Source organism: Pseudomonas baetica (assembly GCF_019733355.1).
GTDB classification, from domain to species: Bacteria; Pseudomonadota; Gammaproteobacteria; order Pseudomonadales; family Pseudomonadaceae; genus Aquipseudomonas; species Aquipseudomonas baetica_A.
Window position 1 is genome coordinate 29835 of record NZ_JAIHLQ010000042.1, and the last position, 24658, is coordinate 54492.

General features: G+C 56.9%; 19 protein-coding genes and 1 pseudogene. 17 read left to right on the plus strand and 3 right to left on the minus strand.

Going from position 1 to position 24658, the window contains the following annotated elements:
* Positions 1-6: 6 nt before the first annotated feature.
* The gene (locus K5E40_RS28230; protein WP_221733535.1) at positions 7-447 is read right to left on the minus strand and encodes a carboxymuconolactone decarboxylase family protein; all 441 of its coding nucleotides are present in this window, start codon (positions 445-447) and stop codon (positions 7-9) included.
* A 244-nt stretch (positions 448-691) separates the two neighbouring features.
* Between K5E40_RS28230 and K5E40_RS28235 the strand changes: the two genes are divergently transcribed.
* The 5 genes and pseudogenes from K5E40_RS28235 to K5E40_RS28255 all read left to right on the plus strand — a co-directional run bounded on the left by K5E40_RS28235 (position 692) and on the right by K5E40_RS28255 (position 5440).
* Entirely contained in the window at positions 692-2125 is a 1434-nt protein-coding gene (locus K5E40_RS28235) for a PLP-dependent aminotransferase family protein (protein WP_221733536.1), read from the plus strand.
* Between the two features lie 124 nt (positions 2126-2249).
* Complete coding sequence (locus K5E40_RS28240) at positions 2250-2543, plus strand: putative quinol monooxygenase (protein ID WP_221733537.1); 294 nt, start codon at positions 2250-2252, stop codon at positions 2541-2543.
* Between the two features lie 210 nt (positions 2544-2753).
* The gene (locus K5E40_RS28245; RefSeq protein WP_221733538.1) at positions 2754-3155 is read left to right on the plus strand and encodes a cupin domain-containing protein; all 402 of its coding nucleotides are present in this window, start codon (positions 2754-2756) and stop codon (positions 3153-3155) included.
* A gap of 238 nt (positions 3156-3393) precedes the next feature.
* Positions 3394-3958, plus strand: a pseudogene (locus K5E40_RS28250) (ATPase).
* Between the two features lie 246 nt (positions 3959-4204).
* Positions 4205-5440, plus strand: coding sequence for a delta-60 repeat domain-containing protein (locus K5E40_RS28255; RefSeq protein WP_221733539.1), 1236 nt, complete (start codon positions 4205-4207; stop codon positions 5438-5440).
* Between the two features lie 69 nt (positions 5441-5509).
* Here K5E40_RS28255 and K5E40_RS28260 read toward each other — a convergent pair whose 3' ends face one another.
* Positions 5510-10405 (minus strand): NAD-glutamate dehydrogenase, encoded by a 4896-nt coding sequence (locus K5E40_RS28260; protein WP_221733540.1) that lies wholly within the window; start codon positions 10403-10405, stop codon positions 5510-5512.
* 753 nt (positions 10406-11158) lie between these two features.
* On the opposite strand from K5E40_RS28260, the gene K5E40_RS28265 reads away from it, so the two are divergent.
* From K5E40_RS28265 to K5E40_RS28320, 12 genes are all read left to right on the plus strand, one after another.
* Entirely contained in the window at positions 11159-11329 is a 171-nt protein-coding gene (locus K5E40_RS28265) for a hypothetical protein (RefSeq protein WP_221733541.1), read from the plus strand.
* 149 nt (positions 11330-11478) lie between these two features.
* The gene (locus tag K5E40_RS28270; protein ID WP_221733542.1) at positions 11479-12354 is read left to right on the plus strand and encodes a colicin-like pore-forming protein; all 876 of its coding nucleotides are present in this window, start codon (positions 11479-11481) and stop codon (positions 12352-12354) included.
* An 88-nt stretch (positions 12355-12442) separates the two neighbouring features.
* Positions 12443-13018 (plus strand): hypothetical protein, encoded by a 576-nt coding sequence (locus tag K5E40_RS28275; RefSeq protein WP_221733543.1) that lies wholly within the window; start codon positions 12443-12445, stop codon positions 13016-13018.
* Between the two features lie 103 nt (positions 13019-13121).
* Complete coding sequence (locus K5E40_RS28280; protein ID WP_221733544.1) at positions 13122-13478, plus strand: hypothetical protein; 357 nt, start codon at positions 13122-13124, stop codon at positions 13476-13478.
* Positions 13479-14022: 544 nt separating this feature from the next.
* Entirely contained in the window at positions 14023-15216 is a 1194-nt protein-coding gene (locus K5E40_RS28285) for a YcaO-like family protein (RefSeq protein WP_260456101.1), read from the plus strand.
* A gap of 27 nt (positions 15217-15243) precedes the next feature.
* Complete coding sequence (locus tag K5E40_RS28290; RefSeq protein WP_221733545.1) at positions 15244-16953, plus strand: ATP-binding cassette domain-containing protein; 1710 nt, start codon at positions 15244-15246, stop codon at positions 16951-16953.
* Between the two features lie 128 nt (positions 16954-17081).
* A complete protein-coding gene (locus tag K5E40_RS28295) occupies positions 17082-18041 on the plus strand; it encodes a MoxR family ATPase (protein ID WP_003218556.1) in 960 nt (319 codons plus the stop codon).
* Between the two features lie 5 nt (positions 18042-18046).
* Positions 18047-18991: a DUF58 domain-containing protein gene (locus K5E40_RS28300; RefSeq protein WP_221733546.1), complete on the plus strand. Its 945-nt coding sequence runs from the start codon at positions 18047-18049 to the stop codon at positions 18989-18991.
* On the plus strand, positions 18988-19485 hold the full coding sequence (locus K5E40_RS28305) for a DUF4381 domain-containing protein (protein ID WP_221733547.1): 498 nt from the start codon (positions 18988-18990) through the stop codon (positions 19483-19485). The genes K5E40_RS28300 and K5E40_RS28305 overlap by 4 nt, the downstream gene beginning before the upstream one ends.
* Positions 19478-20557 (plus strand): VWA domain-containing protein, encoded by a 1080-nt coding sequence (locus K5E40_RS28310; protein WP_221733548.1) that lies wholly within the window; start codon positions 19478-19480, stop codon positions 20555-20557. The genes K5E40_RS28305 and K5E40_RS28310 overlap by 8 nt, the downstream gene beginning before the upstream one ends.
* Positions 20554-22290 carry a tetratricopeptide repeat protein gene (locus K5E40_RS28315; protein WP_221733549.1) on the plus strand — a complete coding sequence of 579 codons (1737 nt, stop codon included), beginning with the start codon at positions 20554-20556 and terminating at the stop codon, positions 22288-22290. Before K5E40_RS28310 ends, K5E40_RS28315 begins: the two co-directional genes overlap by 4 nt.
* Positions 22287-23924 (plus strand): BatD family protein, encoded by a 1638-nt coding sequence (locus K5E40_RS28320; protein WP_221733550.1) that lies wholly within the window; start codon positions 22287-22289, stop codon positions 23922-23924. The genes K5E40_RS28315 and K5E40_RS28320 overlap by 4 nt, the downstream gene beginning before the upstream one ends.
* A 112-nt stretch (positions 23925-24036) precedes the next feature.
* On the opposite strand, the gene K5E40_RS28325 is transcribed toward K5E40_RS28320, so the two are convergent.
* Positions 24037-24339: a hypothetical protein gene (locus K5E40_RS28325; RefSeq protein WP_064587862.1), complete on the minus strand. Its 303-nt coding sequence runs from the start codon at positions 24337-24339 to the stop codon at positions 24037-24039.
* Positions 24340-24658 lie beyond the last annotated feature (319 nt).

Genomic DNA, 24658 nt, shown 5'->3' on the forward strand with positions numbered 1-24658 from the left:
TGATCTTCAGTCGCGTGGGGTCTGGCGAAAGCTCACGGCCAGGCGATTCCAGCTGTTGATGGTGGTGACGGCCATGGTCAGGTCGACCATTTCCCCTTCGCTGAACTGCTCGCGCGCCTGCTGATAGACGTCATCGGGCACATGACTTTCGGCCAGCAGCGTCACCGCCTCGGCCCACCCCAGCGCCGCACGCTCGCGGGGATTGAAGAAGTTGCTGTCGCGCCACACCGCAATCGCATACAAGCGCCGATCACTCTCCCCGGCCCGCCGCGCGTCTACCGAATGCATGTCGGTGCAGAACGCGCAGCCATTGAGCTGAGAGGCGCGGATCCTGATCAGTTGCAGCAGCGGCTGCTCGATGCTCAAGCCACTGGTCAGTGCCTCCATGGCAATCATCGCTTTCATCGCCTTGGGCGAAGCGTTGTAGTAGTCCAGGCGCGGGGACATGGCAGGTCTCGGGAAGCGGAATGATGAGTTCACGGTAAGCGCAGAGCTGCCGGCGTTACAGCCCCAATTCCACGGAATATCGCTACACCACTGAAATCCCGGCCACACACAAATCTCCCTTGTGGGAGCAAGCCCACAGTAGGACGGTGGCCAATTTCGGTTTTTTGGGGTGCGCAACTATTGCCGATCACACAACAGCGGTAATCTGACGGGCACGCCAAATAGCCTCGGGAGCCTCGTCGGTATGGAACTTCACGTTGTGATCAACGGCCGCAAGGATCTGGCCGGTCAGTTGTATCAGCAACTGCGTGGTGCCATCGAATCCGGGCGTCTGGCCGCTGGCACACAATTGCCGCCCAGCCGCTTGTTGGCCGAGCAACTGGGGATCTCGCGCAAGACCATTTCCGACACCTACGCGCAGTTGACCTACGAAAACTTCCTCACCGGCGTGATCGGCAAAGGCACCTACGTCAATGCCCGCCCGGCTTCGATTCAGCGCAAGCAAAGCCACACTGAACTGGCCAGTTCCGAGGTCATCGAGAGCTGGCGCAACCTGCCAGTGTTCCTGCGCCATCCGACCCTGGAGGGCTCGCTGCGTTACGACTTTATCGGCGGCGCCACCAGCAAGGGCCAATTCCCGCAGGACGACTGGCGCCGCTGCGTTGCCCACGCGATGCGGCAGATGGGGCAATCCAAGGGGTTTTACAGCCTGCCCGAAGGCCTGCCGGCGCTGCGCAATGCGATTGCCCGGCATATCGCGTTTTCTCGCGGGGTCAACTGTCAGGACGAAGACGTTGTGGTGTGCAACGGCGCGCAACAGGCGCTGGATCTGATCACGCGCGTACTGATACGCCCGGGCAATCGGGTGGCGATGGAGGATCCGGGTTACCCGCCGGCACGCCTGCTGTTCGCCACCCATGGTGCCGAGGTGGTCGCAATTCCGGTGGATGCCGAAGGGATTCAGGTTGAACACATTCCTGAAGGCACGCGGCTGATCTATGTCACGCCGTCGCACCAGTTCCCGCTGGGCATGCCGATGAGCCAGGCGCGCCGCGAAGCCTTGCTGGCCCGCGCCCATGAACTGGGCGCAATCATCATCGAGGACGACTATGACAGCGAATTCCGCTACGAAGGCCGGCCCACTGATTCGCTGTTCAACCTCGACCAACGCGGCATCGTCGCCTATGTCGGGACCTTCTCCAAAACCCTGCTGCCCGAACTGCGACTGGGCTATGGGATCCTGCCGCCAGCGATTCTCGAAGCGGTGATCCGCGCCAAGCAGCTCACCGATCTGCATGTCTCGACCCTGCCGCAATGGGCGCTGGCCAAGTTCATCGCCGAGGGCTGTCTGCTCAAGCATATTCGCCGCTGCCACGCCGTTTACGCCCAGCGCCGCGAGCGGATTCTGGCGCGCATGGCCACCGACCTCGCGCCATGGCTGGACGTGGTGCCGGCCAGCGCAGGCTTCCACATGGCGGTGTTCTGCAAGGTGCCGATCGACTTGCCGTTGGTGATCGAACTGGCGAAAAAAGTTGAAGTGGGCCTGTACTCAATCAACGGTTTCTATTATCAGCAACCGCCAAAAAATGGCTTGTACTTCGGCTTCGGCGCCATTGAAACCCTGGACATCGATATCGCCCTCGATCGCCTACGCGACATACTCCAGCAAGTCGCCTGAGTGATTGGCCTAACGGATTAACCGCCGATTGGTTATTGGTGATCCGGGGGGTGCAGGCCTATTCTGCACAGGCGTTATCCCTCAATGAGCAGGATTCGTCCGGCCTGATTCAGGAGTGTGAGCAATGTCCAACGAAGTGATCAATACGGTACAGGTGAAAGCTGCCGCCGGCCGCTCGGACGAACTGGGCAGGCAACTGCAGAAGATCGTAGACACCCTGCGCGAAACGCCGGGCTGCGATTCCTACCTGGTCGACCGCTGCCCCGAGGACAATCACCGCTGGATGGTCAGTGCTCACTGGCAGTCGGAAGCGGCGATGCAGGCGCATTTCAACCGGCCCGAGGCGCAGGGTTTTATTGACCTGATCGACAGCCGCTTGGCCAACAGTGTGGATTTCAACAGTTTCCCTATCGTTTGACCCGACGCCTTCGCGAGCAAACCCGCCCCCACAACGGAATGCGACCCACTGTGTGAACGGGCTTGCTCGCGAAGGCGTTTGCTGCACACCGATTTTTTCTGGAATGCCACGGTATTGGTCACCCGATCTTCCTGAATATTGGCCGTTTGAATGCGCGACCCCGCGGACTACTGTGATCACCGACATCCCCACTTCAACAGGTGATCCGCCATGAAAGCCCTGCACTTCTTCGCCGCCGCCCTCGCCTTGACGATTTCCGCCTCGGCCTTGGCCCATGACCCGTCCGAGAAAGTCACTGTGCTGCAAGACCAGATGCTGAAAAACGCACCGGGTAAAAAAGCCATGATGATCGAAGTCGACTACAAGCCCGGCCAATCCTCGATTGCCCACAAACACGACGGCACCGCCATGGCCTATGTGCTGGAAGGCGAAGTGATTTCCCAGGTCAAGGGCGAACAGGCAATCACCTACAAGAAAGGTCAGTTCTGGTACGAACCCGCCGGTTCCGAACATCTGGTGTCGAAAAACGCCAGTACCACCAAACCGGCCAAGTTGCTGGTGTTCATGGTGCTGGCTCCGAACGAACAAGTGTTGGTCCCGCTGCAAAACTGATGGGTGTTTGATCAAACATAAATAAAAAGGCTCAAATCACTGATTTGGGCCTATTTATTTACCGGCACAATTAACAGCATCGTGTTAAAGCCAATAAAACCAGGGCATCTGACAACTCGAAAAACTGTCAGCTTATTTACAGCTTCCCTGGTTTATTCTGAGTTAACTGCCGCCCCCTACAACAAAGCGCCCGGCAACCCTGACTTTCCGACTAAAGTTAAGTCACGGGAGACACACCATGAAGTTTGCGTTGACCAGTACGCCGGCGATATCGGTTTTAATCTTGTCCGCCTGGCCAGTACCGAGCGCGCCGAAAACGGTCTCATCTCTTGATACCCTGTTTCCCCATCCGACCGGCCGTAGCAGCGCCATCCAAGCGAAAATTGGCCCCGGCGTCTCGCTTGAAATCGTCTAAAGCCCTGGCACCCAGACCAACCGCGAATATCTGCGCGACTATCAGGCCAACGCCGGCACCGGTTTCGACCAGAGTCTGCTGGTGCAGCCGATCCGTGACGCCTGCGCCGCGACGTCAAAACCGGATATGGCAGTGGAAGGGGTCAACGCTTCTCTACAGTGCGAAGTTCAACGATATCGGTACAGCGAACGGTTTGGAGGCTAAAGAACTGGCGCCGATCTCGGCGCACTTCAAACGGTCAGAGGCGATGGTGGCGGATATTAATCAGCAACAGGATCTGCAAGTAAGGGCACTGAAGAAATCTGACCAGTCGTTCAGTAATGTATTGAACAGATCGACAGACAATGTATCGATACTCCATAACAAACAAGCACATCAACTGTATTGATATCAGATACCCAATCGCTATAGCCGTTGCCGAACGCTGTGATTTTTTTAATTTGATCTTAAAAATCAAAAGGTACAGCCTCCTGACTTACCCCGCTCGTCTACAAAATTTTTCTCACCACTCTTTCAAGCGTCTGTCTACTGTCAGGATTTACAGTAGACGGCCCTGCCTCCACACCTCGTAATGCATATGCCGCCCCGTGAAATTGACTGTTGTCCCACGGGGCCTAGACTCAGGGAGCAGACAATGAAGACTGAAGAATACAGAGCAGGAGACCTTGATCAAACATTCGGTGACAACGGCGCCGCAATTTTTAACGGCGTAGACTATCTTTTTGCACTAGCCACAGATACGAATGACAACATCTACGCAGCGGGAAGAACTCTGGACAATAAATTCTATGTTGCCCGCCTCACACCCGATGGACGATTTGATCCAAACTTTGGTGGCACCGGATATGTCACCGGAAACTTCAGTAATGGCTATCATTCACAAGCATTGACGGTAAATGTCGATCTGCAAGGTCGGTGTCTGATCATCGGTGAGGCGGCTTTCTCAGCGGGTTTGGCTCGCTTCACCCCAGACGGCAAGTTGGACGAGACGTTTGGTGACGGGGGTAAACTTTTGGTGCCTCCTCCCCCGGGATTAAAACGCCTCTCAACCGAGCCTATCCGATCTGATAGCTCAAGCTCGCAATCGTGCTCATGCACACTCCTCAGTGACGGCAAGATTCTGTTTCTTATCCGTTTTGACAGAAATGCCTCTAATCTTCATCTAATACGACTTGAAGAAAATGGAACTCTGGATAAGACATTCAACAACACAGGTTATGTTGAGGTCTCTTATGAGGGCCGAGACCTATACCCAAGTTTGCGGAGCGCCATCCAGGGAGAACGACTTATCATCGGTGCCTCTGTGCGTAAAAACGATCTTCACTTTGGACTGCTGGCAGGATACGACTTGAACGGAACGCTCGACCGTACATTCGGCAAAGACGGATATGCGCTCCTCGAAGAGCCGGTCGATGTGGGCTCGGAAATATGGGATTTGCAACAGGGGTCAGGTCAGCAGATATGGGCAATAGGAAGAACCACCCCACCTCACCTGGGCTCTGATATCCCGCCCACACGAGGTTTCCTGACCAGACTGAGCAAGGATGGCCATGTCGACACAACATTCAACCACGGTCATCCGGTGCTAACGCCCGCGGGACTTGATGACGAGTGGATAGCAGGCGCTCTCCAAAATAACGGGAACATGGTTTTGGCAGGCACACGCTTTGTTGCAGGCGCCGGCATGCTGGGACGCTACAAATCGGATGGAAGTCTCGATACTGATTTTGGCGAAGGCGGCATCAGGTTTCTCCCAAGCGGCGGAACGGCCAGGCTTGTGACACTGCAAAAAGACGGTCGCATTATTGCCGGCGGAGCCGTATCGCCGAATGGTTCCAGAATCGCCGCAGTATTGCGCTATCACAAATAGCCGACAGCGGCAGACATAAAAAAAGCCCCGGCATCTCACGATACCGGGGCTTTCTCATTCAACGTCTGCTTAAGCCAGTTCAAGCTCGGCATTGGTCGTGGCCGGCATAACAACCGCTTGCCCGCTCAACGCCAGGTCAAGCAGTTCACGGTTGGCCACTGCATACATGGCGTAGTCAGTGCCGCTCGCAGCACGGATTTCCACCAGCATGGCGCGCCAGCGCGAGATCATGCTTTCGTGCTGTTCCATCCACAGCGCCAGGCGTGCTTCCACGTCCTGAGTGCCGTCGCCCTGTTGCAGGACGGAGATGGTGATCGCACGTTGCTGCCAGTCGACGTCATCGCGGAACGCTTCACGGGCCAGGGCCTGCCAGTTGTTTTCAACCGGCAGCGCGCTGATCTGTTGCAGGTACCAGGTGATGTCCAGCGCACTGCCCACGGCGAAGTAGGCCTTGGCCACTTCTGCCGGGTTCTGGCCAGTCACGTCGGAGGCTTCGATGATCGGCAGCAGGGTGTACAGGTGCGAGGTGCCCGCCACCATACGCGCCAGCAACTCCGGCACACCGGCTTCGACGTAAGCCTGATAACGCGCCTGCCAGTTTTCGTGGATCTCGCCGCTCAGCAGTTCATCGAGCTTGAGACCCAGCTCTTTCAAGTGAGGACCGAAATGCGCGACGTCACGGGCAGCGTTCTGCTCGTTGCGGCGGGCACGCAGGAACCAGCGCGTAGCGCGACGGCCCAGACGCATCAGCTCGTCCATCAACTCCAATTGCACATCAGCGGAAACCTGGTAGTCCAGGGCTTCGATCTGACGGAACCAGTGCGGGAGATGGAAGATGTCACGCACAATCACATAAGCGCCCGCCACGTTCGCCGGGCTCATCCCGGTCGACTCTTTGAGTCGCTGAACGAAGGTGATGCCCATGTGGTTGACCAGATCGTTGGCGATCTGGGTGCTGACGATTTCACGCTTGAGACGGTGACGACGCATGGCTTCGGAGAACTTGCTGACCAACGTCGGCGGGAAAGCCGTTTCCATGTCGCGGGTCAGGTAATCGTCGTCCGGCACCTGAGAGCCCAGCAACTGCTCCTTGAGGTCGATCTTGCTGTACGAGATCAGCACCGACAGCTCGGGGCGGGTCAGGCCATGGCCTGCTGCCACTCGCTCGTTGATCTGTTCTTCGGTCGGCAGGAACTCGATGGCACGGTCCAGCTTGCCACGGCCTTCCAGATCACCCATCAGACGCTTGTACTCAGCGATGCGTGCGTAGGCGCGACGCGCCGCCAGGGACAGGGCCTGAGTCTGCTTGTAGTTGTTGCCCAGCACCAGACCACCGACTTCTTCGGTCATGCTCGCCAGCAACAGGTTGCGTTGTTTGTCGGTCATGTCGCCGGCCTGAACCACTTCGTTCAGCAGGATCTTGATGTTCACTTCGTGGTCGGAGCAGTCCACACCACCGGCGTTGTCGATGAAGTCGGTGTTGGAACCGCCGCCATTGAGGCCGAATTCCACACGACCCAGTTGGGTCATGCCGAGGTTACCGCCCTCGCCCACCACTTTGCAGCGCAGTTCGTTGCCGTTCACGCGCAGCGCATCGTTGGCCTTGTCGCCGACATCGGCGTGGCTTTCGGTGCTGGCCTTGACGTAAGTGCCGATACCGCCGTTCCACAACAGGTCTACCGGCGCCTTGAGCAAGGCATTGAGCAGTTCGGTCGGGGTCAGCTTGTTAGCCTTGATGTCGAAGCGTTCTTGCATCTGCGGGGAAATCGCGATGCTCTTCGCACTGCGCGAGAAGATACCGCCACCTTCGGACATGATGCTGGTGTCGTAGTCGGTCCAGGCCGAACGCGGCAGATCGAACAAACGCTGACGCTCGACGAAGCTGGTCGCCGGGTTCGGGTTCGGATCGATGAAGATGTGCAGGTGGTTGAACGCGGCAACCAGTTGCAGCTTGTCTGACATCAGCAAGCCGTTACCGAACACGTCACCGGCCATATCGCCGACGCCCACCACAGTGATGCTGTCTTCCTGAACATTGATGCCGCGTTCGCGGAAGTGACGTTGTACGCCCACCCACGCGCCTTTGGCGGTGATGCCCATTTTCTTGTGGTCGTAACCGGCAGAACCACCGGACGCGAACGCGTCACCCAGCCAGAAGCCGTAGTCGATGGCGATACCGTTGGCGATGTCGGAGAAGGTAGCAGTGCCCTTGTCCGCCGCGACCACTAGGTACGGGTCATCGTCGTCATGACGCACGACGTTGGCCGGCGGCACCAGTGCGCCGTCTTTCAGGTTGTCGGTGATGTCCAGCAGACCGGAAATGAAGATGCGGTAGCAGGCGATGCCCTCGGCCGCGATCTCGTCACGGCTGCCGCCCAGTGGCAAGCGACGCGGCAGGAAGCCGCCCTTCGCACCCACCGGCACGATGACCGAGTTCTTCACTTGCTGGGCTTTTACCAGGCCGAGGACTTCGGTACGGAAGTCTTCTTCACGGTCGGACCAGCGCAGGCCACCGCGAGCAACGTTACCGAAGCGCAGGTGAACGCCTTCAACGCGTGGCGAGTAAACGAAGATTTCAAACTTCGGTACTGGCTTCGGCAGTTCTGGAATCGCATGCGGGTTGAACTTGAAGCTGAAGTACGACTTGTTCTGGCCGTTGGCATCAGTCTGATAGAAGTTGGTGCGCAGCGTGGCTTTGATCAGGTCCAGGTAACGACGCAGAATGCGGTCTTCGTTGAGTACCTGAACATCGTCCAGTGCAGTCAGAATCGCTTGTTCCAGGCGCTGTTGCTTGTCTTCCAGATCGTCGCTGCCGAGCTTGCGGGCCAGGTAGAAACGGGTCTTGAACAACCGGGTCAGCTCGCGAGCGATGTCGGTGTGGTTGTTCAGGGTGCTGGCGATGTAACCCAGATCGAAGCCCAGACGAATCTGCTTCAGGTAACGGGCATAGGCACGCAGCAGCGCTACGTCGCGCCATGGCAGGCCGGCGGTCAGCACCAGACGGTTGAATGCATCGTTCTCGGCGTCGCCACGAACGATGTGGACGAAAGCGTCCTGCAGGGTGTCGTTGAGTTGCTGGATGTCGAGGTCCAGGCCTTCAGCGGCGGTGAACGCGAAGTCGTGAATCCAGAACTCGCGGCCCTTGGTGTGGCGCAGGCGATACGGGAATTCACCCAGCACACGCAGGCCCAGGTTTTCCAGGATCGGCAGGACGTCGGACAGCGCCAGCGGCGTATCAGCGTGATACAGCTTGCAATGCAGCTCGCGCTGGCCAGAAACCTGGCCCAGCGGCTGATAGAAGCTCATCACCAGAGGATTTTTTTCGTTCAGGCTCAGCAGGTGCTGCATGTCGACCACGGCCGAATGCGCCGCGAAACGCTCGCGATAACCGGCCGGGAAGCCTTTCGGGAAGTCGGCCAGCACGTTGGTGCCGTGGGCTTCGCCGAAGCTTTCGACGGTCAGTGCGGCGTAGTCGTCCTGCCAGCTGCGGCAAGCCTGAACCACTTCTTTTTCCAGCAGTACGGTGTCGATGTCGAGACGGTTCTTCGGATCGACACGCAGGATCAACTGCACACGAGCCAGCACGGACTCGGAGAAGAATGTCCAGAATTCGCAATCGGAAGCCTTCAGGCGCTCCATCAGCACTTGCTGGATCTTCTGGCGAACTTCGGTGGAATAGATGTCGCGCGGCACGTAGGCCAGGCAGTAGCAGAAACGACCGTACGGGTCTTTGCGCAGGAACACGCGAATCTTGTTGCGCTCCTGAATCTGCACGATCGACATCACGGTGGTGAACAGTTCATCGACCGGGGTCTGGAACAGGTCATCACGCGGCAGCACTTCGAGCACCTGGGCCAGTTCTTTGCCCAAGTGAGCCTTGGACTGGAAGCCTGAGCGGTGTTCGATTTCTTCGACCTTGCGGCGGATGAACGGGATGACCCGCACGCTCTCGCCATACACCGAGGAGGTGTACAGGCCCATGAAACGGTGTTCCTTGATGACTTTGCCGTCGGCGTCGATTTCACGGATCGACACGTAGTCCGGGTAGGCCGGACGGTGTACACGGCTTGGGTGCGCAGCCTTGGCGAACGACAGCAGGGTCGGTTCACGCAGGTAGCTCACGGCGTATTCTTCGATGCGCAGGTCATCGTAGGTCAGGCCGGTGCGCAGCAGTTTGGTCAGGCCGAGGAAGGCGTTCTGGTCGTACTCGATGTGGCCGCCATCGGCCTGATCGGTCACCACGAACTCTTCGTAGCCGAGGAAGGTGAAGTGGTTGCCCACCAGCCATTCCAGGAAACTTTTGATTTCGTTCTTTTCGTCGGCATCGACGGCGAATGCGCTGTTGTCGAGCTTGGTGAGGATTTCCTGCACCTTGGCTTTCATCGGCTCGAAATCGGCGACCGCGACGCGGACTTCACCGAGCACCTGCTCCAGCTCTTTGCTCAGCACATTCAGTTCGGCCGCGTTGGCGCAACGGTCGATTTCCAGGTACATCAGCGACTCTTGCAGAATGTCGTCGCCCTGGGTGCCTTTTGGCAGGATTTCCAGCAACTCGCCCTTGCTGCCACGACGCACGCTCAGCACGGTGGTTTGCAGGGTATGGATGCTGTAGCCGCGGCGGTTCAGTTCAGTGCGGACCGAGTCGACCAGGAATGGCAGGTCGTGGTGCAGCACTTCGACCGCTGTGTGGGTCGACTGCCAGCCGTGACGTTCGTAATCAGGGTTGTAGACGCGTACTTGCGGTTGCGCGTGATCGAAGCGCTCAAGCAGGCGCCACGCGGAAAGAGTACAGCCAGCGAGGTCGGAGAGGCGACGCTGGGTCAGCTCGTCCAGAGAAATGATGCCGAAAAATTGTTCAGCGAACAGCGCCACTTGTGGCAGTGCCTGTTCACTGATGTGCTGCGCCAGTGCCGCTTGCAGTTGGTGCTGAAAATCGGCTTTGCTGGCTGCGGTGAAGAACGCCATCTGTGGTACTCCGCTTAAGCTTGTTATTGATGGAAAGCGTCGCGTGCAACACCCCTTTCGGGGTTTGTATCGCCCTGCTCCTGATTCTCGGGCAGAGGAAACAGGGTGACAGGTGGGTGAAGCTGGACGAGACACTCAGGTCACATTCACCTTCCATGAATGGGCATCTGCAAAAGCGACTGTCAGGGCTGCCGACAATGCCTTTACGGGTGCTCATCCGTTGCGCAGCTTAATGGGTGCGACAATGTGTCTGCTTGCGGTGCTGCGACATATTCGGTCAATGGCACGCAAACAAAGGCATTCGCACCGTTCAACACTAGCATTTGTGCCACAGAACGTCGGTCTGAATGCCCGTATTTACGGGACATTCGTGCCAGGTGCAGACCATTTGCCGCTACATATCCAGAAACGAAAACGCCGCACTATCGACCTTGAGCGTGGCATCGGGTTCAGCACAGGTGCCTGACGCAGATCCATTTGAACCTGAAGTTACTACCTGAGCGAAGAACGTTCCCGCTCAGTCTCTTCAATGCACTGAGCATTTCCATATCCACCTGTGCACCCCACTACAAGTCAAACTAAAACAACAAGATAACCACCCTTCATCTTTTCTTACAATCTGTAAAGAAATAACCCACAAACATCTCGGAACATATTCGCGGGTCCCGACTTGGCCGAAGCGCAACTCAATGCTAACAATACAAACACCTACCGCCCGACGGATCGGGCCTTAAATGCACAAGGAACTTGCACATGTCTCAACTGAAACTCCCAGGAATGATTATCTATGGCGACGACTCATGGGAAATCATCAACTTGAATCCCGACAAGATTCGCGGTGATATCCGCAAAAATTACCCCTTGGGGAATCCAATGCATGGATTCACCCTCGCGCTTCAGAATGACTACCATGCACGCCAGTAAAATCTTGAAGCCAACCTGCAATTTGAATTAAGCCAGGTCGATAGCAGACATCCACCCATTGCGAACATGACGCCCGACGCATGGCTGTCTCGCACCCGAAACATAGTCAATGAATTGTTATTCCAGAAAACACTGAGCTCCAACAACAATTGCAAACCGTAAAAATCGCAAAACAACATGCCAAGTTGGAGGCCACTTACAATGCGATGATCCTCAACGATCAAATTGCAAACCTTCAGGTCAAACAAACCAACTTGTACGCGCAAATGAATCGTCGCCAAGCGGAGGCTCTGGCCATGCAACAGGCTGCCGAAGCCGCACGCCAAGCGCAGGAGGCTCGTAAACAGGCGCACGAGCAAGCACGTCTGGCCGCCATTGCCGAGGCCCACCGCATCGCTGAAGAGAAGGCGAGAATCGCCGCAGAAGAGCAAACCAGGCAGATCGATGATTACAAACGTGCCGTAGCTTATGTCGCAGACGCGAACAAATACATCCTTGATACCTATGGCAAGAACCTGCATCAGGTCGTCATGGATCTGCAAAAGGACATTTCGGGGAAGAAGATCAGAAGCTATACGGAGGCGATGCAGACTTTCGAGAAAGTGCGGACCAATCCCAATGCGCGGCTCAGTCCGCAGGATACTCGCGCGATTGTGGACGCGCTCAATGCGCTGGATAAAGCGACCTATATGGACAGCGTCAATAAGCTCGCCAAGGGGTTTGGCGTGACCGGAAAAATCGTTCAGGCGCACTCCGTTGTCACCAAGGCAGTTATTGGTTTTCAGGATGGCAACTGGAAGCCCTTGATGTTGGAGTTTGAAAGTATCGCTGCCGGAATCGGGGCAGGTGCGATTCTGGCTATCGGTGCTGCGTTTTTCTTTCCGACGCTTGCAGTGAGCACACCCGGTATCGTGGCGGTCGGCTTGCTGATAGCCGCAGTAGCAGCCTACTTGAATGCTGGCAACGTAGAAAAAATAAATATATTCATCCTCGAAAAACTAGATAGGGCACTGCCAGAAACATAAGAAACCCGCTCTAGCAGGATTGAGGCCATTGGCTCGGCCCAAGCCTGCTACAGAACCCATATAAGCACGACACATTGGAGAATGCCTTGTGATTAAAAAGACACCGGAAATAACGGTACCACTATTGGCAGTCGGGATTTTCTGCATTCCGATTTTTCTTATAAACCTCCTACTCCCCGCAGCGCCACAAAACAGTTGGGACTTCGCACTCAACGAATTCGTGGACGAAAAACTATTTGGCCTGATTGGATTCTGGTCCTCTGCATTCCCTTTCAGTTCAAAAGTAACCGCAAACTATATCGCAATCACAGGACCAATATTTGCCAGCACGATCTTCTGCAAGGTATATAAAACAATGAATATTGACCCGACACAGTACCAAACACACCTTTTCGCAAGAATTATCGTCGGTATATTCTTCACCACTTTCATTACTCTATTTTGCACGCTCGCATTTTATTTAACCAACACTGACTTGGGGCAGAGCACTGGAAGGTTTGGCAATTTATTCGGCCGCAACGTACTTTTCTATTCCATATACTCTTCAGGAATGCTGATTCTTTTTTTCCTGATTCCCTTTTCCTTCCATCGCCTTTTTTTTTACTTCCCACGTCTCATGATTAAAAAATCGCAGGAAAAGAAAAGACAGAGCCACTCAAAATGAACGTCCTGTACTTTCCTTGAAACGCAAGCCTGCAAAAAAAAATCCAAACTGGCAAAATCGCGGTTTCGAACCTCTTGCGCCCGTTCAACCAGGAATAACCCCAATGCAAATGACTACCGCCCTACTGATCGTCAACCCGTGCGACGACGAAGAAGACAACATGGCCATGCTCTGCTGCCACAGCGACAAGGGCGACATGTTCCTGATGAGCCGCTATCCGGACGAGGACGAGCTGGAGATCACCCTGGATGGCGAGCCTTCGACGCTGGACGGCGTTAAAGTCACACTGACATCGACCCTGCTGAAGATCGAAATCGCCGCGACAGATGCCGATGTGTTGAATGGGGATGATGTGCTGGAAATCACCTTTAACCCGGATATGGTGGATCTGGCGGAGGTCGAGCAAACCCTGAAGAACATCCTTGACGGCACTGGCACCTATATCAGTGAGCTCAGTTGATCAGGCCAACTGCCCCCCTCGAAAAATGAAAGGAGATGGCGCCCAAGTAAATTGCCCCGCGCCATCGTCAATCCTGTAACGAACATCTCGCACCAACCTTCGCTAAAAACCTTAAACACTCAGAAACCATCAACCTCACCAAGTGCGTCGGCGCACTACCCTTCACGTTTACTCCCGCAAAGTTCCATCCTACTTTCCAACAAGAACTGCCCTACGCAACCATCGGAAGTCCTACACCGACATCTGATTGTTTGGCCGCGCGCTCACTGCTATTAATAATCCCACTTGCGGACAATCCCGCAAGTTCGGCGCTGACAGAACAGCATCGAAAATCAAATATTAAATGGAGTTAATGGCATGGGTAAAAAACGCTCTGAAATAAACACTCTTAATGACTTGCCGCAGATTACAGATCATTCAGAAGATCTCCTTGCAATCGAGTTAAACTTTTTTGCTTCGTTAACCCGCTGATTGGAGCTACCAACCGGCTCAAAATAAATGCCGAAAGCTTGTCTTTCGGCATTTAAATTCGATGAGGCAAGCTATGTTCGAACGTGAAATAACACCCAGTAGAGCTCTGAATGAAATAACCTGTTCCATCCAGGCGCTAGGACTTAGAGCAATTGTTCGCTATGTCGGCGCAGACGATCTGGTTGCAATCGCTGAACTTTACGACAAAGACGAAACAATGATTGAGTCTGGAGCAGGCAAAGGACCTGACGCCCTTATCGGAGCGCTGGCCGAGAGCCTTGAACACTATGGCACCTTCCACTGCCAACAGTCGCAGCGATCACGCCTTGGCTGCGATGCGATTGCAGTTCAGCGCGATGCTCAATGCGACGGCATACTTACAAGTTTGCCAAGCACCAACGAATCTCTGGAGTGCTTTAGGCTTACAGCCTTTGATGGCACGCGCGAACTATTTGTGCCATGTGTTCTCCTGCATCCATCTGCCGACAATAACAACATAGGTTCTCAGGAAACCCGATTTTTAAGCCGCTACGCTTCAAACTCCGGGATTGCTTTCGGCTGTACCAAGGCCGAAGCGCTGCTGCACGGCACCCTTGAAGTAATAGAAAGACACTTGTTATCACAGTTTTTTCTCGCCGTTTGCGCAATACGGCCCGCAATGGATCTTTACACACCTTCAAAAGCTTTACTTGCTGAAGCATTGCTGCATCGCCCATATGCTTTAGAGGCTGCAAGCAAGTTGCAAATCATCATTTTCAGAGATGACTCCGGTGTCTATTTTTCGGTTGCCTTCCCCAAGACAGGGCCAGGTGACCTGCATATCTCCCCCATCGGCTCGGGTTGCTCATTGGATATCTGCATCGCTGTACAAAGAGCTGTTACGGAACAATTCCAGTCAAGCACGCTATATGGCACCAGTGAAGAAACTGCTGACCGCAAGGCTTTTGACGTGCTTTCAACGTCTGACGCTTTAAAAAATTTAATAGATTTCTCCCCATTGAAAAACTTGAAGCTTCGAACACTTGAACCCACATCAAAAGGCCTGACAAGTACGGTTGCAGAGCAAATAGCATTACTGCAACGAAACCTGAAAACCATCAACAAAGCCATTTTTCATAGAACTGTCGCACAGTACACCAACACAAACATTGTCACTCAGACATACATACCTGGTCTCGACAGGTTCAACATAATCAGGAACGGCCAACTGGTAGCACCACAGCACATCCTGCTAAATAACGCCAAGACTCCAGGCCTTGGTAATTAATTAAAACGACCCACAGGCAACTTCTCCGTGCGGACATTAATTAGAACCGCTTGCAAAAAGCATCGACTGCTATTAATCACAACAATCACCACCATTATTTCCCTAAAGCTTCTGGCCCTTGCGCCGCCTTTGCTACTGGGTGCCATTGTCGATTCGCTGAGTAACGCAGACCACACCACGCTCAACACACTGCTTATCTTTACGGCGGCCTTTACCTTGGCCGGATGTGCTCAGTCGATTATTGCGCCCCTGCAGACACTGCTTCTTTCAAAACTCGTCCAACGGATTGTAATGAACGCGTCGATTACATGGTTGGCGCAATTGATGGGAAAGGAGTTCTCTCGATTTAGCACCTGGCGTATCGGTCACTTCATCAAATCGGTAGAGCGCGGAATCACCGCCCACGAACAACTGCTGACATTCTTCGTCACCGTGGGATTTCCACTGTGCCTGGAGTTTCTGATCGTTGCCGCCGCATTTTGGTACATGGGCGGCACCTGGATTTTTCTAGCGATGGCGAGCCTGGGTGTCCTTTACCTGTTTGCCACCCATCGAATCATCAGGTGGCGCAGAAAACATATTGATGCCGTGAATGAGCAGGAAGATGAACTGAGCGCGATCCTGTTCAACACACTGAAGGCAGGAAAATCGATAAAACTGGAGCGCGCTGAGCACACTGCACTGCAACCATTGAACAAGGCCTTTAACCAATATGCCGAAACGGCAGTGACCGTCGCTGGATCCGGCGGTTTGTTAAGCGGGGCAAAAGTCTTGTTTATCAGCCTTTCCACAGGAGGGTTGCTAAGTTGGGGAGTTGTCGATCAGTTGTCGGGGTCAGCGAGCATCAGCGTCGGGCAATTAGTCGCGATTTTTTCCATCGCAGGGACCTTCCTGCTCAACATCTCAGCCCTGACCGAAGGCTATCGAGTGCTGGATCAGTTTTTAGCGGATCAACGCCGCCTCCAGCAGTTGCTCAAATCAGCCGATTTTGATCACGAAGGCCGTGAAAGCGAACTGACCGAACACGAAGAATCAACGCTACGCCTGGAACCCTGCGTGATCACCGACAATGGTGCCGTCCGGCTATCACTCGCAAACCCGATCGATTTTAAACAGGGGCAATCCGTTGCAATCACCGGCCACAGTGGCGCTGGCAAGTCCACCCTGCTGGAAGCACTGGCTGGACTGAACACTTCAGTGAGGAGTCAACTGAACATTGATGACATACCCGTTGATCGTTTGAACGCTCAAAGCCATCTGCAAATACTGCGTTACTGCCCTCAATCCCCGCAATTCCTTGAGGGAAGCTTCGACAGGTCAGTCCTGTTCGGCGTTAATCCTGCGCTGCATTTGCGCAGAGCGATCCAATGCTTACAGCTTGAAGAGATCGTCAGTCAACGCGACATCAGCGAAAATGCTGCCAATATTTCCGGCGGTGAAGCCAAGCGCCTCTCGCTGCTGCGGCTGATTAATCGGCCGGGTAAATTTAATCTGTTTGACGAGCCGAGCGCTTCAATCGAGCCGAGGCTCGCCTCACCGGTTTGGGATTTGCTGTTCGAGACGTTTGCCGGGCAAGGTTTGATTTGTGTTACGCACGATGTCAGCCATCTACACCGATTCGACCGTGTCATCGTTATGCATAACGGCGAAATCATTGAAGATGGCCCTTGGCATGATCTGGTCGACAGGGCAGCGATCAAACGGCTGCTAAGTGACCTTCAAACAGTTAAACGATAAAAGGGCGTCAAAAGGTCTTTTCTGCAAAATGCCGTTAGTCGCCACCCCCCGCGATGGATTAAAGTAACGCCCCCAGCCCCGGTGTTATCCAGACGCCCGTGGCCACCCCTTTCCAGGAACAGTCATCGATGGAACATCGTGAAGCGCTGCTGGCGCTGCGAACCTTTCTTTCAACGCAGATTCTCGGCCAGGAAAAACTCATCGAGCGTTTGCTCATCGCCCTGCTCGCCGACGGCCACATGCTGGTCGAGGGCGCTCCGGGGCTGGCCAAGACCAAAGCGATCAAAGAACTCGCCGAGGGCATCGAAGCCCAGTTCCATCGTATCCAGTTCACACCCGACCTGTTACCCGCCGACATCACTGGTACCGAGATCTATCGCCCGGAAACCGGCAGTTTCGTGTTCCAGCAAGGGCCGATCTTCCACAACCTGGTGCTGGCGGACGAAATCAACCGTGCCCCGGCCAAGGTGCAATCGGCGCTGCTCGAAGCCATGGCCGAGCGCCAGGTCAGTGTCGGGCGCAGCACCTATGAGCTGTCGCCGCTGTTTCTGGTAATGGCCACGCAGAACCCGATCGAGCAGGAAGGCACCTATCCGCTGCCGGAAGCGCAGCTCGACCGTTTCCTGATGCATGTAAAAATCGGCTTCCCCGACGCCGCCGTCGAACGCCGCATCCTCCAGCAAGCCCGTGGCGAAGCGCTGAACGGCGAGACCAAGCCCGAACGCCGGGTCAGCCAGCAGGCGATCTTCGCCGCGCGCAAGGAAATCCTCGGTTTGTACATGGCCGATGCCGTGGAGGAATATCTGGTGCAACTGGTCATGGCCACGCGCACGCCGGCCAAGTTCGATCCGGAGATGGCCGAGTGGATCGCTTACGGCGCCAGCCCGCGTGGCTCGATTGCCCTCGACCGCTGCGCCCGCGCCCATGCCTGGCTCGCCGGGCGCGACTTCGTCAGCCCCGAAGACATTCAGGCGGTGCTGTTCGACGTGCTGCGCCACCGCATCATTTTGTCGTTTGAAGCCGAAGCCGCTGGCATCGATCAGGATCGTGTGGTGCAGCGGATTCTCGACGTCGTAGCCGTCGCTTGACCCCCATGAACGCCCCTCTGCCATCCGAACCGGGCATCCGCGTCAGCCTCGCCGAGCTGATCGAGATGCGTCATCGCGTGCGCGAAGTGCAGCTGTTTTCCACGCCGAGTCAGCGCAGCCCGCTGATCGGTCTGCATCACTCGAAATTCCGTGGTCGCGGCGTCGACTTCGATCAGGTGCGGGTCTATCAGGCCGGCGACGACGTACGCACCATCGACTGGCGCGTGACGGCGCGAACGCAAGAACCGCACACCAAACTGTTTCATGAAGAGCGCGAGCGACCGATTTTCATCATGGTCGAGCAGAGCACGCGGCTGTTTTTCGGCTCAGGCCTGATGTTCAAGTCGGTGCTGGCGGCGCAAGCGGCGGCGTTGATTGGCTGGGCGGCGCTCGGCCATAACGACCGGGTCGGCGGACTGGTGTTCGGCGACAACGAGCATTACGAGATCAAGCCTCGGCGCAGCAAGCAAAGTTTGCTGCAATTGCTCAATCGCTTGGTCAAGGTCAATCAATCGCTGCACAGCGAACGTGAACCGGATCGCGATGCCTTTGGCGTGGCCCTGCGGCGCGCCCGTGAGGTGCTGCGCCCGGGCAGTCTGGTGATCGTGATCTGCGATGAGCGCGCCTTGTCCGACAGCGCCGAACAACAACTGAGCCTGCTTTCGCGCCACTGCGATCTGTTGATGTTGCCACTGTCCGATCCGCTCGATCACGCCCTGCCCGCCGCGGGATTGCTGAGATTCGCCGAGCGTGGTGCACAGCTTGAACTTGATACGTTGAACTTTGAACTGCGTCAGACCTATCGCGCCCAGGCCGAAGCACGGATCGCCCGCTGGGAACTGCTCGCCCAAAAGCTGCGCGTGCTGCTGATGCCGTTGAGCACGCAAAGCGAGTTAGTCGAGCAAATGCGTGAATTCCTCAACCCGCAGCGTCCGGGGAAAGGTCGATGAACGACCTTGATCAGCTACAACCGCTGATTTCGCCGCCACCGATCGCCTTCTGGCCACCGGCGCCGGGCTGGTGGCTGCTGCTTCTGTTATTGCCGCTGCTCGGTTTTGCTGTGTGGCGGCTGCGGCGTTTCATCCCGATCAAGAAACGCCCGATCGTGCGTGCTGAACAACCGCTCGACCCGGTGCGCATCGCCGCCCTCGCCGAACTGGCACAGATGCCCAAACCCTATGACGGTGCGCCGGCCGGGGCGTGGCTGCAACAACTCAACGGCCTGCTCAAACGACTGTGCCGCAACCATTACCCCTACAGCCAGAGTCATACGCTCAATGGCCGCAAGTGGCTGGCATTCCTCGACAACCGCTGCCCGGCAGCGGGCCTGACGCGCTGGATGGTGTTGGTCGAAGGTGCTTACAAACCGGAGTGCAAACTCGACGACAAAGCCATCGCCGGCCTGACCCAAGCGGTCGACACCTGGATTCGCAAGCATGTTTGAATTCGCCTGGCCGTGGATTTTTGTCTTGTTGCCACTGCCGTGGTTGATGCGCCTGGTGCTGCCGGTGGCCGACAGCGGCGAGCCGGCGCTTAAAGTCAGTTTCCTGTCTGATCTGGAAGGTCTTGCCCGCCGCCGCGCCCGGGCTAACCTGCCGGCGTGGCGCCAGCAGGCACCGTTCATGCTGCTGTGGTTGTTGCTGTTGATCGCCGCTGCACGCCCGCAATGGCTTGGTGAACCGTTGCCGATTGCCGCCAGCGGTCGTGATCTGTTGGTGGCGGTGGACGTGTCCGGTTCGATGGATTTCCCGGACATGCAATGGCAGGACGAAGAAGTCAGCCGTCTGAATCTGGTACAGCACCTGCTCGGCGATTTCCTCGAAAGCCGCGACGGCGACCGCGTAGGCTTGATCCTGTTCGGCAGTCAGGCTTACCTGCAAGCACCGCTGACCTTCGACCGCCACACCGTACGCGTGTGGCTTGATGAAGCGCGGATCGGCATCGCCGGCAAGAACACCGCCATCGGCGACGCCATCGGTCTGGCCCTCAAACGCCTGCGCATGCGCCCGGCGCAGAGCCGCGTGCTGATTCTGGTCACCGACGGCGCCAACAATGGCGGCGAAATCGATCCACTGACCGCAGCGAAACTCGCCGCCAGCGAGGGCGTGAAGATTTACCCGATCGGCATCGGCGCCAATCCTGAAGACAGCGGTTCGACCGGTTTGCTCGGGGTCAATCCGAGCCTGGACCTCGACGAGCCGGCACTCAAGGCTATCGCTGAAGTGACCGGTGGCCAGTATTTCCGCGCCCACGATGGCAAAGAGCTGCAAGCGATCAAAGAAACTCTCGATCAACTCGAACCGGTGACCCAGCAACCGACCCAGGCGCGCCCGGCGCAAGCCTTGTATCAATGGCCGCTGGCGCTGGCCTTGTGGCTGAGCCTGTTACTGGTCGCCCGCGAACTGTGGCCGGACAACCCGCTGCAACGCCTGTTCACCAAGGAACTGTATCTGCAAAGTCCACTGCCTGACTGGCGCGAACGCCTCAAGCGCCTGCGTCTGCGGAGGCGCCGATGATCGCCCTCTGGCCACACTGGTTCCGCCCTTGGTGGCTGTTGTTGTTGCCGCTGCTCGGCTGGCTGATCTGGCAACTCTGGCACCGACAAAAGCGTGCCGGGCGCTGGCAGATGATTCTGCCGCCCGCATTCCACGGCACCCTGCTCAGCGGCGGTAACGGTCGCAACAGCAAACTGCCGTGGATCGTCCTAGGCGGGGCATGGTTGCTGGGCCTTCTGGCGCTGCTCGGGCCGAGTTGGGAGCGCGTCGAACAGACCAGCCAGAAACCCGCCGATCCGTTGGTGGTGGTGCTTGAACTGACGCCGGAAATGCTCGCCACCGATTCACCGCCGACGCGACTGGAACAAGCGCGGCGCAAGCTGTTCGATCTGCTCCAGGCACGCAGCGACGCGCAGACCGCCATCGTCGTCTACGCCGGCAGCGCCCACACGCTGGTGCCGCTGTCGGATGACCTGGCAACCAGCCGAAACCTGGTCGACGCGCTTAAACCGTCATTGATGCCACAAAGCGGTCATCGTGCTGACCTTGCCGTGGGCAAAGCGTTGGCATTGCTCAAGCAGGGCGCACTCGGTCAGGGCCGGATTCTGCTGATCGGCTCATCGCTGAGCGAAGAGGAACGCCAAGGCATTCGCCGCGCGCTGAACGGGCATTCGGCGCAGTTGTTGATGCTCGGCATTGGCACCGCTGAAGGCGCACCGATTGCTCAGGAGGACGGCAGTTTCCTCAAGGACGAGCAAGGCGCGATTCGCGTACCGCAACTCGACAGTCCGGGGCTTGGTGCTTTCCTCAACAGCGTTGGCGGCGAGTATCACCCTGCCCGACTGGACGAAACCGACCTGCGTGCCCTCGGCCTGCTGGATGGCCCGCGCAGCTTACGCGACGACGGTCAGACCGTGCGCCTGGATACGTGGGCCGATCAGGGTTACTGGCTGCTGTTGCCATTGTTGCTACTGGCCGCGAGTGCCGGACGACGCGGCTGGCTGTTTTGCCTGCCGCTGCTGTTCTGCCTGCCACAGCCGAGCTACGCTTTTGACTTCAAAGACCTGTGGCTGCGCCCTGATCAACAGGGTCTGCACTTGCTCAATCAAAAGCGCCCGGCCGAAGCAGCGCAACATTTTGACGATCGCCAGTGGCAAGGGGTGGCGCTGTACGAGGCCGGCGACTACAGTGGCGCCGCCCAGCGTTTCGCCGAAGGCGGTGATGCTCGCGACCACTACAATCGTGGCAACGCTTTGGCCAAAAGCGGTGAGCTGGAAGCGGCTATTGACGCCTATGAGCAGGCGCTGGAGTTGCAACCCGATTTGCGCCCGGCGCAGATCAACAAGGCGTTGGTGGAAAATCTGCTCAAGCAGAAAAACACGCCGCCGCCCGTCGAACCGGACAGTAAACCCACCGAGCAAAACTCGCCGGGCGAAGAACAGTCGACCGCCACCGCACCACCGGCGGCGGTGAAAAGTGAATCCCAGAGCGAGGCCCAGCCTGCCGAGTCGGCCAACGAGCCGCCGCCGACCACCCCACCGCAGCCGGGCCCCAATGAAGTGCCGGGCGACGAGCCGGAAGAGCAACGAGACACGACGCCGACACTGCAGCCAAGCGAGGACAACCTCGCAGGCGAGCAACGTCAGGCACTGGAACAATGGCTGGGCAAGATCCCGGATGACCCGGGCGAATTGCTGCGACGCAAATTCTGGTACGAACAGCAACAACATCAGGATCAGGAAAATACTCGATGACCCGCTTCACCGCTCTCTTGCTGCCCCTGCTGATCTGCACGGCCACTGCCCACGCGGCCGAGCTGACGGCCAGCGTGGATCGCAGTCGCCTGAACTCCGGCGAGACGGTCGAACTCACCCTAGAAACCAGCGATGTCACCCAATTCGGCAAACCCGACCTGACTCCGCTGGAGCCCCTGTTCGAAGTGCGCGGTACGCGGCAGGTCAACCAGTTGAACACCCTCAATGGCGACAACCGCGCCACCACACGCTGGATCATTACCCTGCTGCCGAAAGAGAACGGCAGCGTGGTGATTCCAGCGTTGCAGATGGGCGATGTGCAGAGCCAACCGATCAGCGTGCAAGTGGTCGAAAGCGACACCCGCGAAGACAAGAAAAGCCTCGACCCGGTGTTTATCGAAGCCAGCCTCGATCAGTCCAGCGTCTATGTGCAGGCCCAGGCCATCCTGACCCTGCGCATCTACCATTCAGTGTCGCTGTACGACGACAGCAGCCTGACCCCGCTGAAAATCGCCGACGCGCGCATCGAGCAACTCGGCGACACCCGCACCTACGAAAAAGACATCAACGGCGTGCGCCACGGCGTGATCGAGATGCGCTACGCGATCTATCCGCAACACAGCGGTTTGCTGAGCATCGCCCCGCAAACCTTCAGCGCCACGCTGGTCGACACCCAACCCACGCAGGACTCGAGCGCACAAGGGCCGAAACCGGGCAAGCTGCTGCGGGTCAGCTCCGCCGAAATCCCGCTCACGGTCAAACCGAAACCGCTGACCTATCCCGCCGACGCGCCCTGGCTGCCCGCACGCAGCCTGAGCCTGAGCGAAAGCTGGAATCCGGAGCCGGAACACACCCAGGTCGGCGACTCCCTGACGCGCAGCCTGACCCTCAAAGTCGAAGGCCTCGCCAGCTCGCAATTGCCCGCACTGCCCGCCACCGAAGTCAACGGCCTGCGCCGCTACCCCGATCAACCGGTGCTAAGCAACCAGAGTACCGACCGGGGCATTGTCGGCAACCGCGAGGAGCGCGAAGCCCTGGTGCCGAGCCGTAGCGGCGCTATCGAATTGCCGACCGTGGACGTGGTCTGGTGGAACACCTTCGAAGATCATCTGGAACACAGCAGCCTGCCGGCGCGCAACCTGCAAGTGGCCAACAACCCGAGCCTGCAAGTCGACACCCCGACCGGCAGCCTGCAACCGGGCACCGTCGATAACGATGTGTTGTGGTGGTGGAAACTCAGCACCCTGATTCTGGCCTGCACCACCCTCCTCGGCTTCGGCCTGTGGTGGCGTGCGCGCTGGCAACCGGCAATCCACCGCGCCGCACAAACCGGCCCGAGCCCACGCACGTTGCTGGATGACATCAAACGGGCGAGCCAGGCGAATGACCCGCAAGCAACGCGGCAGGCACTGGATGCGTGGGCGCGGCAGCAGCCGGAAACGCTAGCCGATATGGCGGCGCGGTTTGTGCCGCTTTCCGACGCCCTCGACGGCCTCAACGGCGCGCTCTACAGCGAGACCGGGCAGCATTGGCAGGGTGAAGATCTGTGGCGGGCGATCCGCACGATTCCGGCGGCGGAACGGGTGCAGGACCCGGTCGGTGACAGTGGGTTGCCGCCGCTTTATCCGAAGTAAAAAGCAAAAGATCGCAGCCTGCGGCAGCTCCTACAGAGATATGTGTAGGAGCTGCCGCAGGCTGCGATCTCTTGATTTTGCTTTAGGTAAAAAAGGCTGAAGACATTCGGAATCAATAGTTGAATTTCGTTTTCACTTGTTCGCCTTCGCGGTAGGAGAGAACGAAAGATTTCCAGGGCTCACCGCGGCTGACGGCGTTTGCCTGTAACTGGTCCACCAGACGAAGAATTTTCGCCACGTTTATGTCGGTTTCAACATTCCAGTCCTCAACCCCGTCTTTCTCGACGGCCAACTCCGTTTCTATATAACCCTCTCCCAGCTCCACACCATATCGGAACGCGTCATAGCCATGGACGATGCCTGCTTCGACCACCTGGAAAATTTCCTCGACGATTTTGATATCTTCAGTAATCACTCTTCAACCCTCGGGACTGGGAAAATGCGGAATCTCCTCAGAGCCATCCACATTACTGCTCTAACCAAAACTTGTTACATTACTTGCCAATTACAGCGTGTTCACATTTGATCAACCGTTCTAAAACAGCCTGTTGGGGAATCTAATATCGAGCTAAAAACAACATAGCACCCATAAAAAACCACCAATGCTCACTGCTAGTAAAACGGGGACAGACTCTGAGGGATCCCCACAAATCTACTCCAGGCTCTGCGCCTGATGATGCACCTCATCGCGCAGAGCTTTCTCCAATTTTTCCCAGTCTCCGCTGCCTCCGAAC

What these genes read in the sequence shown, in the direction of transcription:
- K5E40_RS28305 (WP_221733547.1), top strand. Translation starts at nt 18,988, where the DNA reads ATGAACGACCTTGATCAGCTACAACCGCTGATTTCGCCGCCACCGATC.
- K5E40_RS28320 (WP_221733550.1), top strand. Translation starts at nt 22,287, where the DNA reads ATGACCCGCTTCACCGCTCTCTTGCTGCCCCTGCTGATCTGCACGGCC.
- K5E40_RS28295 (WP_003218556.1), top strand. Translation starts at nt 17,082, where the DNA reads ATGGAACATCGTGAAGCGCTGCTGGCGCTGCGAACCTTTCTTTCAACG.
- K5E40_RS28260 (WP_221733540.1), bottom strand. Translation starts at nt 10,405, where the DNA reads ATGGCGTTCTTCACCGCAGCCAGCAAAGCCGATTTTCAGCACCAACTG.
- K5E40_RS28230 (WP_221733535.1), bottom strand. Translation starts at nt 447, where the DNA reads ATGTCCCCGCGCCTGGACTACTACAACGCTTCGCCCAAGGCGATGAAA.
- K5E40_RS28265 (WP_221733541.1), top strand. Translation starts at nt 11,159, where the DNA reads ATGTCTCAACTGAAACTCCCAGGAATGATTATCTATGGCGACGACTCA.
- K5E40_RS28245 (WP_221733538.1), top strand. Translation starts at nt 2,754, where the DNA reads ATGAAAGCCCTGCACTTCTTCGCCGCCGCCCTCGCCTTGACGATTTCC.
- K5E40_RS28240 (WP_221733537.1), top strand. Translation starts at nt 2,250, where the DNA reads ATGTCCAACGAAGTGATCAATACGGTACAGGTGAAAGCTGCCGCCGGC.
- K5E40_RS28255 (WP_221733539.1), top strand. Translation starts at nt 4,205, where the DNA reads ATGAAGACTGAAGAATACAGAGCAGGAGACCTTGATCAAACATTCGGT.
- K5E40_RS28315 (WP_221733549.1), top strand. Translation starts at nt 20,554, where the DNA reads ATGATCGCCCTCTGGCCACACTGGTTCCGCCCTTGGTGGCTGTTGTTG.
- K5E40_RS28235 (WP_221733536.1), top strand. Translation starts at nt 692, where the DNA reads ATGGAACTTCACGTTGTGATCAACGGCCGCAAGGATCTGGCCGGTCAG.
- K5E40_RS28285 (WP_260456101.1), top strand. Translation starts at nt 14,023, where the DNA reads ATGTTCGAACGTGAAATAACACCCAGTAGAGCTCTGAATGAAATAACC.
- K5E40_RS28300 (WP_221733546.1), top strand. Translation starts at nt 18,047, where the DNA reads ATGAACGCCCCTCTGCCATCCGAACCGGGCATCCGCGTCAGCCTCGCC.
- K5E40_RS28280 (WP_221733544.1), top strand. Translation starts at nt 13,122, where the DNA reads ATGCAAATGACTACCGCCCTACTGATCGTCAACCCGTGCGACGACGAA.
- K5E40_RS28310 (WP_221733548.1), top strand. Translation starts at nt 19,478, where the DNA reads ATGTTTGAATTCGCCTGGCCGTGGATTTTTGTCTTGTTGCCACTGCCG.